Origin of the sequence: Actinokineospora auranticolor (assembly GCF_041897805.1) — a bacterium.
In the GTDB taxonomy this organism is placed as follows: domain Bacteria; phylum Actinomycetota; class Actinomycetes; order Mycobacteriales; family Pseudonocardiaceae; genus Actinokineospora; species Actinokineospora auranticolor.
The window spans coordinates 3,968,147-3,985,249 of record NZ_CP154825.1; the positions used below are offsets into that span (position 1 = coordinate 3,968,147).

Below are 17,103 nucleotides of genomic sequence, written 5' to 3' on the forward strand. Positions count from 1 at the left end.
CCCGCGCTCGTTAACCGGCGTCCACGAATTGTCCATTCCGGTGATTTCATGGCAGGCGATTCGGGAAAGCGTTCCGGCCGAGCCGATTGCGCGATGTGGTGCGGCACCCGGACCACCACCCGATCCCGCCGCGACCGAAAGGGACGCGCCTAGTGGCCCGGGTGGCTCTCCGAACTCGGGACGGCCACGGGAACCGTGCGCATCATGGCGCCCGCGATGGCGGCGTTGCCGACGCGGTCCTGGGCGGCGGCGACGGCCGACGCGGTGGGGGACGGCGTGGTTTTGTTGTGGCCGTTCATGGCGGTGTGGGCGGCTTGGGCGTTGCCGATGACGGCGGGGACCAGGACCAGTGGTCGCTTGCCGTGGTCGGACGCGGCGGCCGTGCGGAGTTCCTGTGCCGTCACCGGTACGGCCGGGCGGTGCTGCGGCGGCGGGAAGTCGTGCATCAGGACCCCCTTGTCCCGTTGTCGGTCAGCAGTCCGGCGTAGGGGCCAAGTTCGCTGGGGCGGAACAGGCGGGCCTCCCGCTGGAACTGCCGGGACACGCCGCGGACCAGGTGGCGCATGGTGATGGTGGGGGAGCCGTGGTCGGCGGCGGCGAGGGCGGCCGAGCGGGCCGCGGCGGCGATGCCCGCGCCGGTCATGTCGAGGCGGCGGAGGGCGTCGAGGTCCACGTCGGCGGCCAGGGGGGCGGCGGGCGGGAACGCCTGCCGCCAGAGGCGGTGGCGCTCGTCGGTGCCCGGGCGGGGGAAGTGCACGACGAAGTGGAACCGGCGGGTGAAGGCCGGGTCGATGTTCTCCTTGAGGTTGCTGGTCAGCACGACCAGGCCGTCGCTGGCCTCCAGGCGCTGCAGGAGGTAGCCGACCTCGAGGTTGGCGTAGCGGTCGGTGCCGTGCTTGACCTCGCCGCGCTTGCCGAACAGGGCGTCGGCCTCGTCGAACAGCAGGACGGCGCGGGTGTCCTCGGCCTGCCGGAAGACGGCCTCGATGTTCTTCTCCGTTTCGCCGACCCACTTGGAGACCACCTGCGCGAGGTCGACCTTCAGCAACTCCAGGCCCAGCATGCCGGAGACCACTTCCGCGGTCATCGTCTTGCCGGTTCCGGGTTCGCCGGTGAACAGCGCCTTCACCCCACACGATGGCGACCGGTGCGCGAAACCCCACGACTCGGCCACCCGCGGCCACGCGCGGCACGCCGAGACGATCTCCTCGACCTGGTGCAGCTGGGCGGCGGGGAGCACGAGGTCCTCGACGGTCCGCCGCGGGGTGATCGACTGGACGGCGCCGCTGGTGCGGCCCCGCGTCACCGTGGCGATGGCGGGTTCGACGTGCTCGGCGGCGGGGTGCTCGTCCCCCGAGAGCCGGGCGTCGGCCGCCGCCACGGCCGCGACCGCGCGCAGGTCACCGGCGGTCATGCGGTACCTGGCGGCGAGGTCGTCGAGGACTTCCCCGGCCAGCAGCGGGAAGGTGGCGGTCCACATGGTCTGGCGCTGCTCGAACGTCGGGGCGGGGAGGGTGAGTTCGGCGTACGCGCGGTCGGCCAGCAGTGCGGGCGGTCGCCACGGGACCAGGCCGGTGAGGCACAGCGGGACCCGCGAGTGGAGGTACGCCCCGGTGAACTCCGGTGGGTCGTCGGTGTCGAGCCAGAGGATCGCGTCGAGGGCGGCGGCCGTGCGGAGGTCGGCCGCCGGGTCGCCGGTCCGCCGCCGCAACGGCCGCCCCGCCGCGTGGGCCAGCGCCAGGGCCGCGTCGAGCTGGCCGTCGGCGGGACAACCCCACAGGCCGACGACGTCGAGGTCGCCGCGGGCCAGGGCCTGGCCGAGCGCGGTCAGCCGGGTCGAGTCGAGGTGCGGCGTGGGAATCCGTCCGGCCGGTGGGGTGACCTCGCCCGGGTCGTGGCCGAGCAACCCCACGTCACCGCCCCAGCCGAGCAGGAACTCGAAGACCCCGGCACCGAGGAACAGCTCCTGGGCCTGCTCCACCGGCGACTCGCCGTGCGGGCGCAGGAGGCCGTAGCGGCGGAGCCGACCGGTCGGACCCAACGCGCGGCGGACGGCCAGGCGGGTCGCGGGGGTGTCCGCGAGCACCGCGACCAGCAGCTCCACGGACGGCGCGTGGCGGTTCAGGTTGTCCACCACGTAGGCGAAGATCCGCTCGTAGCCCGGGTCCAGTTCGGGGGCCGCGCAGAGCAGCAGGGCGTCCTGCTCGGACCTGGTCAGGCCGAAGCGGTCCGCCAGGGAGTCCAGGGGCAGGGTGGTGCCCCGCGTCGTGGCCAGGCGCCGCAGGTGCCGTTCGGACTCGGGTTCGTCGGGGGGTGGCGTCGGCGGCTCGGTCATGGCCTCGGCCGTGGCGTCCACGTGGGACAGCAGGACCGCCACCTGTTCGTCCGTGACGCAGAACGGCGTCAGGTCGGGGCGGGTGAGCGCCGCTGCCGCCCTCGCCTGCCGGTCGACGGCCACCCGCAGCGCCAGGTGCAGCTCCGCCAGTCGGACGCGCAGGTGCTCCGCGGCCAAGTCGCCCATGTCAGCCACCGGAGAAGGTCAGGGTCCGGCCACCGAGCCAGACCACGTCGGGCACGTCCACCAGCGCGCCGCCGCGCAGCAGGTCCGCGTGGCGGCGGCCCAGCGGCAGCCGCACCCGCACCGCCTCGTCGGTGAACCGCACCGTGGCCTCGAGGTCGGCGAACCTGGTCAGCGCGGTCGCCGGGTGGGGTGTCTCGGTTTCCCGCCACAGCGTCCAGGCGAGCACACCGAGGGACAGCGCCGCCGCCAGCCCGGTACCGCGCTCCAGCGCATCCCCCGGCCGGGCGAACAGGGCCCGCGTCAGCTCGTCGAGCCGTTCGGCGTGCCGGGGGAACTCCGCGACGACCCGCGACCCGGGCGCACCGGACACCCACAGCGGCGCGGGACGCGGCAGGCGGGTCAGCGGGTCGCCGCGCAGCGGGCGGACGTCGGTGACCAGCGGGACCCCCGCCTCCGCCAGCTCCCGCAGGCAGGACGTCGGCAGCGGGCTGTCGCAGACCACCACGGCGGGTCGCCCGCAGGCCTCCCAGTACGGCAGCAGGTCTACCGCCCGCGCGGTCCACGCGACCGGGAACAGGCCCTGCGCGTCGACCAGCAGCAGACCGCCGTCGACCCCCGCGACCAGCAGCGGGTCGACGGGATCGTGGCCGCGGCACACCGCCAGCGCCAGCACCCCGTCGAGCACCGGCAGCGCGGGGCCCACGCGCCGGGCGAAGTCGCCGAGATCGGGCACGGAGTCGAGGCAGGCGAACACCGCCGCGTCGGCCGAGCCGCCCAACACCCGGCGAGCCAGGGCCGCCGCGAACAGCGGCGTCTGGTGGAGCAGCCCGACGGAGGCCAGCGCCGGACCGACCGCGTCGAGGTAACCGGTCCGCGCCAGCGGACCCACCAGCAGGAACGGCAGCGCCGCGCACTCCCGAGTCGTTTCCCCGGCAGGCGACGCGCTCGTCTGGACAACGCGCTCGACGTCCGCCGACGAGACGTGCGGCGCGGATGCCACCCGCGGGAGAGACCGCACCAGCTCCCTGAGTTCGACGAGGGTCGCCACCGGCGACGATGGCTCCGGGATCCAGCCACGGCGAGCCACTTCGGCGGCCAACGCGCCGATCACCTCGCCACGTGGCCGCTCACCGGGACCGTCGAGGGAGGCGGCCAGGCACACCCGGAGCGTCTCGTCCGGCAGCAGCGCCAGCAACGCCGCGAGCTCCCCCCGCTCGGCGAGCTCACCGAAAAGCGTGACGGGGGAGAGCGCCGTGTCCGACACCGAGGCCCGCACCGCGACCTGGGTGTCCGAAGTGGACGACGAACCCGTCCACTCCTCCCGGGCCACCTCGCGGGGCTCCGGGACCACGCTCGCGCCGGGGTCGACGGCGAACTCGACGGACGGCACGCCACCGCTCCCGCGCGACCGCCCCCAGACGACGGACAACCGCACCGGCTCGCTGATCTCCACGTCCGGCCCCTCGCCGTCGAGATGGTCGGCGAACTGCCCGGCCAGCAGCTCCGGCAACGCGTCCACGACCAACCGCACGATGCCGCGCGGGTCCGGACCCCAGCTCCACCCACCGCGCCGGACCACGCGCACCACGCAGTTGCGCACGATGGTCTCGCCCGCGATGGGCGCGCTCACTTCTGCTTCACCGCCTCCAGGACGCCCGCCCAGCCCGCGACCAGCGCCAGCACGCCGCGGGACTGGCCGCTGGGCACCGTCGCCGCGAAGTCCGCGCTGGTCTTCCCCGCCGGGATGGTGCTGTGCTGGAGGATCGAGTCGCCGGAGACCAGCGCCACCACCGCGATGGCCTTGACCGGGTCGGCGACCGGCACCGTCACGACGAGGCGGTCGGCCGTGAACGCGACGGTCACCCCGGTCCGCAGCCGCGCCAGTGCCGGTTTCGGGTCCGCGTTCGGTACCTGCTCGACCGCGTAGACCAGCGGGTCGTCGAACACCTTGGGCTCGTCGTCGACGGTGTGGGAGTCCATGTCCTTGGCGTCCAGGGTCAGTTCCACGACCTCGGTGGGGGACAGGGACACCCGCAGGCCCAGCTCGGACCCCACGAGCGCCGCGACGTCGGCGGATGGGGTCGCGCCGACGGCGCCGACCGCGCCCACGACGTGCCCGGTGGCGCGCACGTATGCCACGTACAGGCTCATTGGGCACCGCCCGCCGCCGCGACCGTCGCCAGGACCAGGTAGTCGACCGCGCCGGACTCGTCGACGACCTCGCCGGGCGCCGCGATCGGGTCGTAGGAACGGATCCGGCACCGGACCCGCCGCTCACCGTCCACAGTGGCCTCAATCGGCGACCACAGTCCCGTCGGGCTCGGCGGTACCCGCGGTGTGAGGTACACGTGCAGCGCCACCCGGCCGTCGGCGACCTCCTGCGGCGCCACCCCGGCGGGCAGCGGCAGCAGCGTGCCGTCGGTGGCGGTGCCGGACGCGACGAGCACGCTGCCCGCCGAGATCCGCCCGGAGAAGCTCCCCGCGATGGTCAGGTTCCCGTTGGCCGCCACCGTCATCAGCGGGCTGATCGCGCCACTTCCCTGGTACAGCCCGTAAACCAGGCTCGGCGGGTCCTCCCCGGACAACACCAGCGCGGGTTGGCCCTCCTGGACCGCGGTGCGGGTGCGCAGCGAGAGCGTCCCCGACCGCGCGGCCACGGTGTCCGCCCGCACTCCCGCGTACCGCACGCTGACGCCGCGCGCGGTGCTCGCCACGGCCGTGAAGTGCCCGTCGGTCCACCGGACGTACCCCAGCAGCACCCACCACACGACCGGCGGCTCGGCGGGCGGGGCGCCGACCGGCGACGGCTGCTGCTCCTCGACCAGCCGCTCGTCCCCCAACCGCCCGAACCGGATCTGGAAGGACTCGGCCACCCTGGTCGGCGCGGACGCGGAGCCGCAGGACACCGCTCCGGTGCCGGTCTGGGGCCGGTCGACCGCGATGAGGAAGACCGGGTACGGCTCGGCCGTCGGCTGGTCGGCGCCGTTGACCTCGGTGAACTCGGCCTCCGACAGCACGACCGGCGCGGGTACCACGATCTCGCGCCCGGTCCCGTCCACCGCCAGCCCCGCCGCCGCGCTCACCTCGACGAACCGCGCGCCGGTGGCCGGGTCGGTCCGGCTCTCGGTGCGCAGCCCGAGCCCGTCGGCGATGCCCCAGTCGTGCAGGGCGCGGGCGTGGCGGGCGGCGGCGGCACGGGCGTGCTCGACGGTGGCCGCCAAGTCCGCCGCGGCGAGCACCTGCCCCTCGCTGAACGCGGGACGCAACGGCGCGGTCATCCGGACTCACCGCCCGACTGCGGTTTGCGGCTCGACGACCGGGGCGGTCGCCGCGTCCGGGGCTTGCCCTCACCGGACTCGCCCTCGGCGGCCGGTGCCCGCTCCAGTTCCGCCAGCCGGTCCTCGAGCCGCTCGGGCAGTTCCGTGCGCACCTGCGTGACCTGGTCGCGGGCGGTGTCCAGTTGGGCCCGCAGGGCGTCCACCGTCCTGGTCAGCTCGTTCACCTGCCAGCGCAGCGCGCCCATCTCGCGCAGGCTGTCGGTCACCTCGCTCGGCACCGAGTACACCTGCTCGTGCAACGTCTTCGGCAGGGTCTCACCCGCCTCGAGGGTCACCAGCCTGCTCCACATGTCCTCGACGTCACCGGTCCACTTCCACTGGTCGAGCAGGCCCACTACGTAGGCCGACCGGACCGGGCCGGTCGACGGCACGACCGGGGGCCGGTAGACCGGCGTCGGTTGGCAGCAGAGCCGTTCGGCGAGCCCGCGCAGCGGCGCCAGCTTGAACAGCCACTCGCCGTACGCGGAACCGCCGGGCAGCACCTGCTCGCGGGTCGCGGAGCACACCCGGACGACCTCGCAGCCGTCGAGCGTCAGGTGCGCGAGCAGCACGTCGGTGTCGGTGCAGTTGGTGCACGGCGGGTTCAGCGTCGCGCACATCGCGTCGATGATGAAGCGCCGCACCGCCGTGGTGAGCCGCGCCGCGGCCTCCGCCAACTGCCCCAGCTCGGTCAGGGTCAGCTGCCTGCCGCTGTCCGGTTCCGGGGTCGGCACCGGCTGCGGGACGGTGGTCGCGCGGACGTAGTCGCGCAACGCGCAGTCCGCGACACCGGGCGCCTTGTCGAGTCGGTTCAGCAGCCATTCCCGGATCCGCGCGAGGTCCGACCGGAACTCGGCGTTCAGCACGTTGTCGATCGGCGTGCCCAGGGCGACCAACCGCACCTCGATGAGCGCGTCGGCGTCCGGGTTCGCGATCCGCGCCTTGGCCTCGGCGGTGACCGCGGCGGCGGGGGAGCGGCGCAGCCGGTCCGGCCAGACCTGCTCGTGGTCGGTCTGGGCGAGCCGGTCGCACGCCGCCGCGATCGCCCGCCGGGCGTCGGCGATGTCGTCGAGGGTGGGCTTGTCCTTGTCGCCGTCGGCGTAGGTGTCGTGGCGGGCCACGGCACTGGCCAGCGCGCGCACCCGCTCGGTCGCCTCCCGCGCGACCGGTGGGGTGAAGGTCGTCTCCGCGTTGTCCCGCAACCAGGCCAGGCTCTGGGTGTAGCGGTCGCGGTCGTCGGCGGTGAACTCGACGGGCTGGGTCGACGCGGACCCGGTGATGTGCATCGGGTCCAGGTAGAACCCGAGCCGTCGGCAGAGCAGGCGGATCTCCTCGTACGCGCCGGGTGTGCCGACACTGGCCAGCAACCGGGTGACCGGGTTGTACCGGTGGTCGTCGGCCGTGTCGCACTTGACGACGAACCGGAACCCCTCCTGGATCCGCGACGGCACGCACCCCGGTGTCGGGCAGGGTTCCTCGGTGCTGAACGGGGCGACCGGCGCGATCGGGGTCTCCTCGTAGCGGATGTAGAGCCCGTAGTGGCGCTGGTCGTCGTCGCACGGGTCGCCGCAGTCGACGCCGGACGCGGTGATCCGAGCCTCGCGCACGAGCGCTTGGACGTCCACCTTCTCCTGGCAGGACACCACGATGTCGTTGCCGCAGCAGTCGAGCGCGTGACCGGGACGCACCACGACGGTCCCGCCGCCGCACGGGTCGCAGCCGACCTCCAGCCCGCACACGACACCCGGCCCCAGCACGGTCCGGTTGTGCAGGCGGTCTTTCCCGGCCACGTAGTCGACCAGCAGGCCGAGGTCGTCCTCCGTGAGCAGTTGGCCCGCGAAGAACCGCGGTCGGACGAACGCGGCCGGGTGAGCGGAGGTCCCGCCGCACCCGCACCCGCAGTCTGCCTGGGTCATCGGCGCTCCTCGGTGATGTAGAACCAGCTCTCGAAGGTGCCGCCGCCCGCGCCGGTGCCCGACGTCCACGGCCCGATGCCCGACGGCGGCAACAGGCAGCCCACGGGCTCCGGTTCGGGGTGGTCGCCTTCCGCACAGGTCACGTACGGCACCTTCCCGCCGACGTTGGTGCCGTCGACCGGTCGGCAGCAGCGGTCGAGGATGAACGCCGAGCGCACGGTGATCAGCACCCGGTCGCCGTCCTGCAGGGTTTCGCGGGTGGTCTGCCGGTAGCGGAAGTGCGTGGTGAACTCCCCGCCGCCGGTGGGTTCCTCGAACGCGCCGCCCATGTACCAGGTGTCGGCGTTGCGGCCCGCGCCGCCCTCGATCACCTGGATGTCGACCACGCCGGGGCGCAGGGTGTCCACCCGGACGTCGTCGGAGAACCGGACGACGAGCCCGCCGGTGTCCTTCTGCGTGCCGAGCAGCTCCTTGGCCTCGTCGACGGTGTAGGTGTGGCCGTGGACCCAGTTGATCCCGGTGATCACCGTCGGCACGAACGGGCCGAAGGGCCTGCGGATGTTCAGGTGGATCCGCTCGGCGGGCACCGGCTGGGCGAAGTCGACCTCATCGATGCGGGCCAGCCACAGCGTCTTGTGCTCGCACGACGAGCAGCAGCAGGTCTCGCACCGCCGGTCCTCGGGCGGCTCGTGCGTGGTCACCCTGACCCGGTAGCACTCCTCGGTGTAGCCGGACTCGCAGTCCGAGGTGTCCCCGCAGGCGCTGGTGAACACGGTCCTGGTCGGCTCGACCGGGCGCTCGGCGTACTCGACGCCGATCCACACCGTGGCCGGTTCGTCGGTGCGCTCGTCGGCGGGCAGCGCGGCCCACAGGTCGATGGCGCAGCCGCCGCGCACGACGACCTCGTTGCCGTCGCAGTCCACCCCGAGGCCCGGGGTGATCCGGACCAGGGCCGCGTGCCGGTTCGGGGGACCGCCCTCGTCGTCGTGGTCGTCGCAGTCCTCCGGCGCCACGGGCTCGACGAACAGCCCGCACACCACGCCGTAGCCGAGCAGGCAGCGCACCCGCAGCTTCAGCTTCTCCCGGAAGTACTCCTGCTCGCGCTGGAAGTCCCGCGCGGTGAGCAGTTGGCCGTGGAAGTACCGCAGCCTGCGGAACGGCGGGGCCTCGAACCCCCCGTGCTCGGCGGCCGGCGTCGCCGCCCGCGTCGTAACCTCGGTCATCTCTGTCTGTCCTCTCAAGACACCAGCGTGTGGACCCCGACGGCGGCGGCGACGCCGACCTCGACCCCGTGGCGCGCGCCCCGTGGGCCGGGCCGCAGCACCGCGTCGTGGTTGAGCCGCACCGGACGGGGACCGCCCAGCACGGCGGGCGGCAGCGGGACGAACGCGGTGTCCACCCCGACCACCGACTTGGCGCCGACCACGAACCCCGCCCCGCCGACCCGCACCGACCCGATCGCGTGCGCGGGCGCCTGCCGGTTCACCAGGCGCCGCACCGCGTCCTCGTCGACCGGGCCGGGCACCAGCACCCGGAACCGGTGGGCGTGTTCGGTGAGCGGGTCGGTGTCGGGGTCGCCGAACGCGCGCAGCGGCGCGGCGCCGAGGGCGGAGCCGCCGAGTCGGAACCGGCTCGTGGAGCGGCTGAACAGCCGGACCGACCCCAGGCCCCGCGCCGTCGCCGGTGCCGCCGCGGCGCGCACCTGCGCCCAGTGCCGCTCGTTCGCGAGTTCGTCGATCACCGGGCGGACGCCGAAGACGATGTCGACGGCCTCCGACAGCGCCGCCCTCGTCCCGCGCCCGCGGTAGAGGCGCGGGGCGGCGGCGATCAGTGCGCGACGGGTCGCCGCGTCCCAGCCCGCCTCGAAGGACAGGCCCAGCAGCCCAGCCAGCCACGGCAGCGCGTCATCGGGGACGCCGCCCGCGTCGAGCAGGGCGGGGTAGCGCTCGACCACGCGGTCGATCTCGGCGAGGGTGGCGTCGAACAGCGACAGGAACCGCTCGGTGAAGTCGTCGGCGACGGGGTCCTGGCGGAACGCGCCGGGCAGCAGGTCGGCGCTGGTCGAGCGCGGGAAGTCGAGCCGGACGCGGTGCAGGACCGGGGTGGCGGTGGTGTCGCCGGAGAGCCGGGCGCGGAGCGTGAGGTACCGGCCCGGTGGCTGGTCGACGAGGAAGTCGGTGCTCCCGGGCGGCGCCTGCTGCCAGTCGGAGTCGGCGAACCGGCCGTCCTCCGAGACCACGACCGCGATCGCCACCGCGGTACCGGCGGGCACGTCCGCCTCGACCCGGACGCGGTGCCAGCGGCACCGGGAGATGCCGCTGTCGACGAGGGTCGTGGTGAACTCGCCGTCGGCGACGTAGCGGCCGGGCGCGGGTGGCGGGACGGGCCGCGGCTCGCCTTCCCAGTCGTAGCAGGAGGTCACGTCGCCGTCGGGGGTCTTCTCGGTGAGGCAGAACCCGTTGTCGTCGGCGGCGACCAGCGTGCTCGGCGGCAGCGCCGCCGCCAGTTCGTCCAGTGTGGACTCTTCGAACCGGCGGCGACCGCGGTGGATCCGCAGCACGCCGTTGTTGTTGGTGAGCAGCCAGATCGTCCGGTCCGGGCCGACGCGCACGCCGATGATCTCACCGTCGACGCCGGTGCGGATCACTCCGCACGGGCTGCCGTCGGGACCGAATCGCCAGAGGTCACCGCTGCCCTCGCGGGTCACCAGCACCGACTCGTCCGGCCCCAGTGCCACGAGCCGCGCGCGGGCCGGCTCGCTCACCGCGACCAAGTGGTCGCCTTCGTTGCGCCACAACAGGACCCGGCCGGAGTCGACGACGGCGACCCGGTGTCCGCGCGCCGCCACGGCCACCGGCTCGCACAGCGGCCGGGGATCGCAGTACGCGGGCCAGACCGACGGCCAGCGGCCCTCGGCGCAGGTGTCCCGACGCAGCAACCGCTTTCCCGAGATCAGGTACCAGGCGCGCGGTTGGCATCCCGGCGCCAGGCGGGGGTCCGGGAACCACGGCAGCAGGTCGGCACGACTCGGGCCCTCGGGCGCGGGACCGGCGTTCGCCAGCCGCACCCCCGCCGGGTCGGCGAACCCGACGAGGTCGCGGACCCGGTCCTGGTCCTGGTCCCACCCGACGAGGTCGTCGAGCAGGCGGAACGTCCCCTCCACCGGTCCACAGGTCATGACGGCTCCACGGGGATCAGCAGCGGGCGCTCCGGCCAGACCAGGGCGGTCGGCGGGATCGCGTGATCGGCGCACCGGGGCAGTCGCAGCCCGTCGGCGATGATGGTGAGACCAGGTACGGCGAGGACACCGTCGACCGACAGCAGCACGCGCACCAGGGCGGAGTGCCGGACGGTCCCCCCGAAGGGCCACCCGGCGCCGTCCTCACCGCCGCGCAGGGGGTCGAGGTAGCCGACGACCGCCTCGCCCGCCCGCGCCAGCACGGCCGCCCGCTCCTGGTCGGGGTCGAGCACGACCTGGGACTCGACGGCGATCCGCTGGAACGCCGCCCCACCGGTCACCACGGTGATCCCGGCGGGGGCGACCTCGCGGGTCAGGTAGTCGGCGACCGCGCGCAAGGTCGCGGCGGTCGGCACCGGCGGCTCGCCGGAGTCGTCGAGCGGCGGCACGACCAGCACCCCGACCACACCCGGCACGGGTTTGCCCGGGTAGCCCGGGTGCAGGCCCGGCACGCCGTGCGCGCGGGCGATCGAGGCACCCGGCGCGCGCAGGGCCAGCGGGCCGTAGTCGGCGGGCGCGACGGCCCGTCCGCCGGAGCGCAGTTCGCCGGCACCGCGCCGCGCGGCGTCCGCGTCGGGCTCGGCGTCGGTGCCGCCGGTGGCGGGGAACGGGTTGTTGACCCGGGTGACGAACGGCAGCGCGGTGACCACGCTGTTGATCGCGCCCGCGGCCACGGCGCCCGCCGCGCCGCCGCCCACGCGGTACCGCCGCGCGCGCACGTTGCGGAAGCCCTGCGGCACGGGCGCGCCGTTGACCCCGTCGCCGAAAGTGACCTCCCCGGTCGCGTAGTCCACGACGAACACGCGGTCGTCCGGGCCGTAGGCGGCCAGGCTCGCGACCTCCTGCCAGGCGGTGGCCTGGCCCGCGGTGGTACCGAAGAGGTCCGCGCCCGGGTCGTCGTCGACCTCGATCACGACACTGCCCGCCAGGATCGGCACCTGCGACAGCCGCATGCGCCGCCCGCCGGTCGGCCGCTGGTCCTGGATCGGCTCCAGGGGCTCGTCGAAGACCGTGCGCGCGGCCGTGGCGGACACCAGGTTCAGGCGCAGCCCCGAGACCGCGGGTGGCGCCTCGGCGAAGGTGCCGTGCGCGACCCGCAGCCGCAGCCACCGCAGCACCGGGCCGGGTCGGGCGACCGGGGGACGGCCGGGATCCCAGGTGCGCGGCACGCGCAGCTCGATGGTCCCGCTCGTGCGGAGCCCGCCGGTCTGGTCCCGCACGACGTCCGCCGCCACGAACTGCCCGCCGTCGAGCACGTCCCAGCGCAGCGACGGCGCGGGCGAGCCTGGAAGCGGCGTGAGCCCACCGGACTCGGCCGGTGTGGGCGGGACGTCCGTGACCACGAAACCCAGGGTCAGCGAGGGGAAGGGGTTGGCCGTGCCCGCGAGACCGAGCCACAGGGCGCTGCCAGGCAGGGGATCGGGGCCGAACGGGGGGAACGGGCGGCTGGGCCCGTTCGGCCCGAGCGGCACCGGTTCCAGTGCGCCGCCCGCGCGCTGCGTGGCGATGGCCCCGAGGGTGGCGGGGGTCGCGAACAGGTCCTGGTCGGTCTCGTAGACGATCGGGCCGTCGGGTCCCGAGGCGGAGGTCTGGAAACCCGCGGGCACCAGCACGGACGCGCCGTCGGGCGGGGTGACGGTGAACTCCAGCAACGCCGCCGCCGCGGTCGCCGGGCGCCTGCGCACACCGGCGGTGGACAGGTGCTCCGCGAGGACCTTCTCCGGCAGCCGGTTCACCCGGGTCAGCACGGGCTCGGTCTCGGTGCCGAACAGCCGGACCAGGGCCACGCCCGCGTCCTGGCGGTCCGGGTTGGTCCAGTCCGGGGTGTAGCCGGGGATCCGGTCGCGCACCGCGGCGCGCACCGCCTCCTGGGTGGCGTCCACCAGCTCCGGCACCGCGACGGCGCCCGGTCCGTCGACGACGTGCCCTTCCTCGGCGGTGTCCCGCCCCCACCACACGTCGGTCACGACAACCCCTCCCCGGTCTCGACGGCGGGCACGACCCGGGTGCGGACCTCCCGCGCCACCGGGAGCTCGCCGGGGCGCAGCGGTGTGTCGAGGCAGGACTCGCCGGGCGCGTTCCCGTCCAGGCCGATCGCGACGGCCACGACCTCAGCGAGGTCGCCCAGGGCCCGCTGGGCCGCGCGCAGCAGCGCGGAGGGCCGCAGCGGTTCGCCGAAAGGCCAGCCGGTCTCGTCGACACCGCCGACCAGCGGGTCGAGGAACCGGCGCAGCGCGGCGCCGACCACGGCGGACACCCGGGGGCGGTCGGCGGGGTTGCCCGCCAAGTCGACCCGTATCCGGACGTCCCGGTAGGCCGGTGCGCGCACGAACACCTCGGCGGTGAGCAACCGCGCCTTGTCGAGCCGGTCGCAGACCTCGTGGAGCGTGCCGGGGTCGGGGACCGGCGCGTGGACGAAGTCCGGTGCGTCGAAGTCGGCGCGGGGGACCGCCGGGACGACGTGCACGGTCACCGCGCCCGGCACCCGCGCGCACGGGAACCCGGGGTGCTCCCCGAGCGCGGCGTAGGCCCGGCCGATGGACACACCGGGGGTGGTGACAGCCAGGGTGACGTGGTCCTCGGCGGTGACCGCGCGGCTCACCTCGCGCAGCGCGCCCGCCGCCCGGTCGCGGGCCTGCGCCGGGGTTTCCGGGTCGGTGCCGTCCGCGGCCCGAACGGGGTTGGCGCCGCGCACCGGGAGAGTGGAGGTCACGGGCAGCCAGTTGGTGGTGAGGCCACCATTGCCCTCACGACCGCCGCCGATGGTGTAGTCGACGCAGGCCTGCTCGCTGGGGTGTGGGATTCGGGCGGTGAGCCCGTCGCCGAACACGAGCGCGCCGTCGCCGCGGTCGACCAGGAAGACCCGGTCGCGGGACGAGCCGAACGTGAAGTCCACTGTGGACGACCACCGGTCGGTCGCCAGCCAGAGGGTGGCGTCGAGGAGACGTCCGGCGGCGTCGGGCAGCGTGAGCCGCTGGCCCGGCAGCCGCAGCCAGTCCGCGATCTGCGTCGACACCTTGTCCCCGGTGGCGGTGCGGTGCTCGACCTGGCGCGCGGCGGAGACGTTGACCGCCAGCCGCAGCAGCCGGGGCGGGGCCGCGTAGGTCGCGGCGCGCGTGGACACCAGCAGCCCTCGGTCCTGTGTGGACCAACCGTCCGGTGGGCGCAGGCGCACGACCCCGGACCGCCGCAACCCGGCGGTGCCGTCGCTCACCTCCGCGAATTCCCCGTGCTCGTCGCCGCCGGGGCGGAACCACGACCAGGTCAGCTCGGCGGGCACGTCGACGTCCGCGACCGCGAGGGGAGACCAGGACGGCGGCACCGGCGAGTCCAGCTCGAACAGCAGCGACACGGCGTCGGGCGCGGCGTGCGAACCCGCCAGGGGCAGGGTGAAGCGGACGGCGGCGGGCGATCCGTCGGTGGCCAGCAGCGGGACCCCGCGACCCGCGCGCAGGTCAGCGGTGCGGTCCCGGTCGGTCAACACGGTCACCTCGCCGTCGAGCGGGAACGCGGTGACGTCGTCGTCGAGGGTGAACCGGATCGCCGCCGCCGGGTCCCGCGCCAGGGCCGTGCCCGCCGGGACCCGCACCGGGACCGGTTCGGCGGAGGTCAACGCCAGCACGGTGGCTGCCGGGCGCGCGGGCTGCGGCAGCGGGAGGCCGAGCAGCCGCAGGATCGCCACGACGAGCTCGTCGGGCACCTGGTCCAGCCAGTACAGCCGCTGTTCGAGCAGGTAGGCGAACAGTTCGAGCAGGGTGATGCCGGGGTCGACCGGGGCGTGCAGCGTCCAGACGCCGTCCGACTCGGCCGGGACCCGGCGGCGGATGGCCGCCATCAGGTCGGCCCAGGTGAGGTCGTCCAGCTTCGGCGCGGGGATGGTCACGGCGTGCCCCCGGTCAGGCCGAGGTAGAACGGGAACACCAGGTTCGCCTTGGTGTTGGTGCGCCGGATCCGGTACGCGACCGCCACCGTCACCCGGGACTCGTCGGCCGGGTCGGTCTCCGCCCGCACGCCGTCCAGTTCGACGCGCGGCTCGAAGGTCCGCACGGCGTCCACAATGGACCGCTCCAGGTCGCGCAGGTGCTGCGCGCTGCCCGGGGCGAACACCGACTCCGGCGCCTTGGTACCCAGGTCCGGGCGCATCACGCGCTCACCGGTGCCGGTGAGCAGCAGCGCGCGCAGGCAGTGCTCGATGCTCTGCTCACCGACGGCATAGGACAACCGCCCGGCCTCGTCGGGCAGGATCGGGAACCGCCAGCCGGTGCCGAGGAAGGGCTCGCTCACGTGAGGCTCACCTTCGACGACAGGACGGCCCCCGGCAGCGGGATCACGGGCGGGCCGCTCGGGCCGGTGGGCGTCGGGTGGGTGTGCGTGTCGAACGCGGTCTTCAGCAGGTCGCCGAGCACCGCCTTCTGCGCCGAGCCCGCCAGTTCGACGGTCCCTGCGTCGACGGTCACCTTCGTGGCCTTGAGGGTGATGCTGCCGTCGTCGTTGATGGTCACCTGGCCGCCGCCCGCGCCGGTGACGACGATCTTCTTCGCGCCGTCGTCGAGCAGCACCTCGTGCCCGGCCCGGGTGCGGATGAGCTTCTGGTCGCGACCGCCGCGGTGCGCGGTCGGCGGCTTGTCCACGCCGTTGTAGAGGCCGCCGATGACGATCGGTATCCGCATGTCGCCCTGGTAGAAGGCGATCAGCACCTCGTCGTCGATCTCCGGCACGAAGACGGCGCCGTAGCCGCCGCCCGCGTAGAACTGGCAGACCCGCGCCCACTCGCTGACCGTCGCGCCGCGGTCGAACCACGGGTAGGCCACTTTGACCCGCGCCTCGTCGTCACCGTCGTTCGCCACGACGGTGGCCACCGTGACGCCGTAGTAGCGCTGGTCGGTGGACATGGCCCGCGGTATGTCCCTCATGCCTCGCCTCCCTGGTGGATCCGCCTGCCGGTGAAGGTGGTGAAGAAGCCGCTGGTGCCCAGGGTGTGCTCCACCCGCTTGACGAAGTAGGTGCCGGAGAACCGCCTGCCGAGGCCGAAGATCTCCAGGTTGTCGCCGGGGCTCAGCTCCGGCAGCCCCGCCACCCGGCCGGTCGCGGTGATGAACTCGTACGCGCGTTCCCGCAGCAGCGCGATCGCCAACTCCTGCGCTTCCTGCTGGCTGGTGACCGGCGAGTCGACCACGACCTCCTGGCGGCCACCCGCCGCGCTCGCCGCCGCCTGCGGCCCGCTGTCCCCGTCCGCCGAGTTCTGCCCGGCGGGCAGGTTGGCCGCGGTGGCGGTGTACTCGATCGGCTGCTTGGTCCGGGGGTCCCAGCCGCGCACGGTGAGTTGGCTGACCTGCTTGGACACCGTCAGGGTCGGGGTGAAGTCGAGCAGGTTCGGCACCAGGCCCTCGGGTAGCGTGGTGGGTCCGGTGGTCAGGCCCGGCTGGTAGGTGAGCCGGAACAGCCGGATCGCGCGGCCGTCGCGGCCGTCGGTGGGCTTGGTGAAGTACAGCGTCTCCTCGCCGGTGGCCGGGTCCGGCAGGATGTAGCAGTCGAAGTCCAGCCGCTTCGCGCGTTCCATCAGGAAGGTCGCGTCGTCCTGGTTCTTCTGCACCACGATGTCGTGGACGGGACCCTCGTGGGTGCTCTGGAAGCGCAGCTTGTTGCGCTGCGCGATCCGCTCGGCGATCTGCCAGTCCGCGAGCCCGGTGAAGGTCTTGTCCTCGTCCTTGGTGGGCTTGCGGTCCTTGAGCCGCAGCATGCCGTCCACGCCGCTGATCGACACCGTCGGCGAGGCGCCGTCGGGGAACTTGGGGGCCAGGGTGCTGATCGTGCCGGTCGCGACGGTCAGCAGCTTGTCGGCGTACCCCAACCGGACCGAGACCCGGGAGCCGAGCCGGAACGCGCGCGAGTCGCTGTGCTTGAACCGCAGGTTGACGTCGTCCCAGTTGTTCAGCTCCAGGTCGAACCCGGACATCTCGTCGAGGTCGCGGTGCACCTTGATGTCGAGGATGTCGTTCTTGGTCGTCGGGTCGGCCTCGACGCCCTCGATCAGCACCTCGAACTCGGGCGCGTACCGGTCCGGGTCGGCGATCTCCGGTCGGGTACCGGCGGGCACGGTCACCGCGGCCC

General features: G+C 74.2%; 13 protein-coding genes. All 13 read right to left on the reverse strand.

The features are described from left to right. Nucleotides 1–149: 149 nt before the first annotated feature. Genes V5P93_RS17445 through V5P93_RS17505 form a run of 13 tightly spaced genes read right to left on the reverse strand, consistent with a single transcriptional unit; the run spans nt 150 to nt 17,095 of the window. On the reverse strand, nt 150–446 hold the full coding sequence (locus V5P93_RS17445; RefSeq protein ID WP_104479889.1) for a hypothetical protein: 297 nt from the start codon (nt 444–446) through the stop codon (nt 150–152). Beyond that, nucleotides 446–2,521, reverse strand: a complete 2,076-nt coding sequence (locus V5P93_RS17450; RefSeq protein WP_104479890.1) for an ATP-binding protein — start codon at nt 2,519–2,521, stop codon at nt 446–448. The genes V5P93_RS17445 and V5P93_RS17450 overlap by 1 nt, the downstream gene beginning before the upstream one ends. Nucleotide 2,522: 1 nt before the next feature. Beyond that, nucleotides 2,523–4,151: a hypothetical protein gene (locus V5P93_RS17455; protein ID WP_104479891.1), complete on the reverse strand. Its 1,629-nt coding sequence runs from the start codon at nt 4,149–4,151 to the stop codon at nt 2,523–2,525. After that, nucleotides 4,148–4,672, reverse strand: coding sequence for a hypothetical protein (locus V5P93_RS17460; RefSeq protein WP_104479892.1), 525 nt, complete (start codon nt 4,670–4,672; stop codon nt 4,148–4,150). Before V5P93_RS17460 ends, V5P93_RS17455 begins: the two co-directional genes overlap by 4 nt. Further along, nucleotides 4,669–5,799: a hypothetical protein gene (locus tag V5P93_RS17465; protein ID WP_104479893.1), complete on the reverse strand. Its 1,131-nt coding sequence runs from the start codon at nt 5,797–5,799 to the stop codon at nt 4,669–4,671. The genes V5P93_RS17460 and V5P93_RS17465 overlap by 4 nt, the downstream gene beginning before the upstream one ends. After that, nucleotides 5,796–7,754 (reverse strand): hypothetical protein, encoded by a 1,959-nt coding sequence (locus V5P93_RS17470; protein ID WP_104479894.1) that lies wholly within the window; start codon nt 7,752–7,754, stop codon nt 5,796–5,798. Before V5P93_RS17470 ends, V5P93_RS17465 begins: the two co-directional genes overlap by 4 nt. Next, nucleotides 7,751–8,977 carry a hypothetical protein gene (locus V5P93_RS17475; protein WP_104479895.1) on the reverse strand — a complete coding sequence of 409 codons (1,227 nt, stop codon included), beginning with the start codon at nt 8,975–8,977 and terminating at the stop codon, nt 7,751–7,753. The genes V5P93_RS17470 and V5P93_RS17475 overlap by 4 nt, the downstream gene beginning before the upstream one ends. A 14-nt stretch (nt 8,978–8,991) precedes the next feature. After that, on the reverse strand, nt 8,992–10,932 hold the full coding sequence (locus V5P93_RS17480) for a phage tail protein (protein ID WP_104479896.1): 1,941 nt from the start codon (nt 10,930–10,932) through the stop codon (nt 8,992–8,994). Next, entirely contained in the window at nt 10,929–12,959 is a 2,031-nt protein-coding gene (locus V5P93_RS17485) for a putative baseplate assembly protein (protein ID WP_104479897.1), read from the reverse strand. The genes V5P93_RS17480 and V5P93_RS17485 overlap by 4 nt, the downstream gene beginning before the upstream one ends. After that, on the reverse strand, nt 12,956–14,875 hold the full coding sequence (locus V5P93_RS17490) for a putative baseplate assembly protein (protein WP_104479898.1): 1,920 nt from the start codon (nt 14,873–14,875) through the stop codon (nt 12,956–12,958). Before V5P93_RS17490 ends, V5P93_RS17485 begins: the two co-directional genes overlap by 4 nt. Then, nucleotides 14,872–15,276 carry a GPW/gp25 family protein gene (locus tag V5P93_RS17495; RefSeq protein WP_104479899.1) on the reverse strand — a complete coding sequence of 135 codons (405 nt, stop codon included), beginning with the start codon at nt 15,274–15,276 and terminating at the stop codon, nt 14,872–14,874. The genes V5P93_RS17490 and V5P93_RS17495 overlap by 4 nt, the downstream gene beginning before the upstream one ends. Continuing rightward, nucleotides 15,273–15,905, reverse strand: a complete 633-nt coding sequence (locus V5P93_RS17500; RefSeq protein ID WP_104479900.1) for a phage baseplate assembly protein V — start codon at nt 15,903–15,905, stop codon at nt 15,273–15,275. The genes V5P93_RS17495 and V5P93_RS17500 overlap by 4 nt, the downstream gene beginning before the upstream one ends. After that, on the reverse strand, nt 15,902–17,095 hold the full coding sequence (locus V5P93_RS17505) for a phage late control D family protein (RefSeq protein WP_181043555.1): 1,194 nt from the start codon (nt 17,093–17,095) through the stop codon (nt 15,902–15,904). The genes V5P93_RS17500 and V5P93_RS17505 overlap by 4 nt, the downstream gene beginning before the upstream one ends. Nucleotides 17,096–17,103: the final 8 nt, after the last annotated feature.

Excerpts from the sequence above, each read along its gene's own strand:
- V5P93_RS17465 (WP_104479893.1), bottom strand. The coding sequence starts at position 5,799 with ATGACCGCGCCGTTGCGTCCCGCGTTCAGCGAGGGGCAGGTGCTCGCC.
- V5P93_RS17470 (WP_104479894.1), bottom strand. The coding sequence starts at position 7,754 with ATGACCCAGGCAGACTGCGGGTGCGGGTGCGGCGGGACCTCCGCTCAC.
- V5P93_RS17480 (WP_104479896.1), bottom strand. The coding sequence starts at position 10,932 with ATGACCTGTGGACCGGTGGAGGGGACGTTCCGCCTGCTCGACGACCTC.
- V5P93_RS17445 (WP_104479889.1), bottom strand. The coding sequence starts at position 446 with ATGCACGACTTCCCGCCGCCGCAGCACCGCCCGGCCGTACCGGTGACG.
- V5P93_RS17500 (WP_104479900.1), bottom strand. The coding sequence starts at position 15,905 with ATGAGGGACATACCGCGGGCCATGTCCACCGACCAGCGCTACTACGGC.
- V5P93_RS17450 (WP_104479890.1), bottom strand. The coding sequence starts at position 2,521 with ATGGGCGACTTGGCCGCGGAGCACCTGCGCGTCCGACTGGCGGAGCTG.
- V5P93_RS17460 (WP_104479892.1), bottom strand. The coding sequence starts at position 4,672 with ATGAGCCTGTACGTGGCATACGTGCGCGCCACCGGGCACGTCGTGGGC.
- V5P93_RS17475 (WP_104479895.1), bottom strand. The coding sequence starts at position 8,977 with ATGACCGAGGTTACGACGCGGGCGGCGACGCCGGCCGCCGAGCACGGG.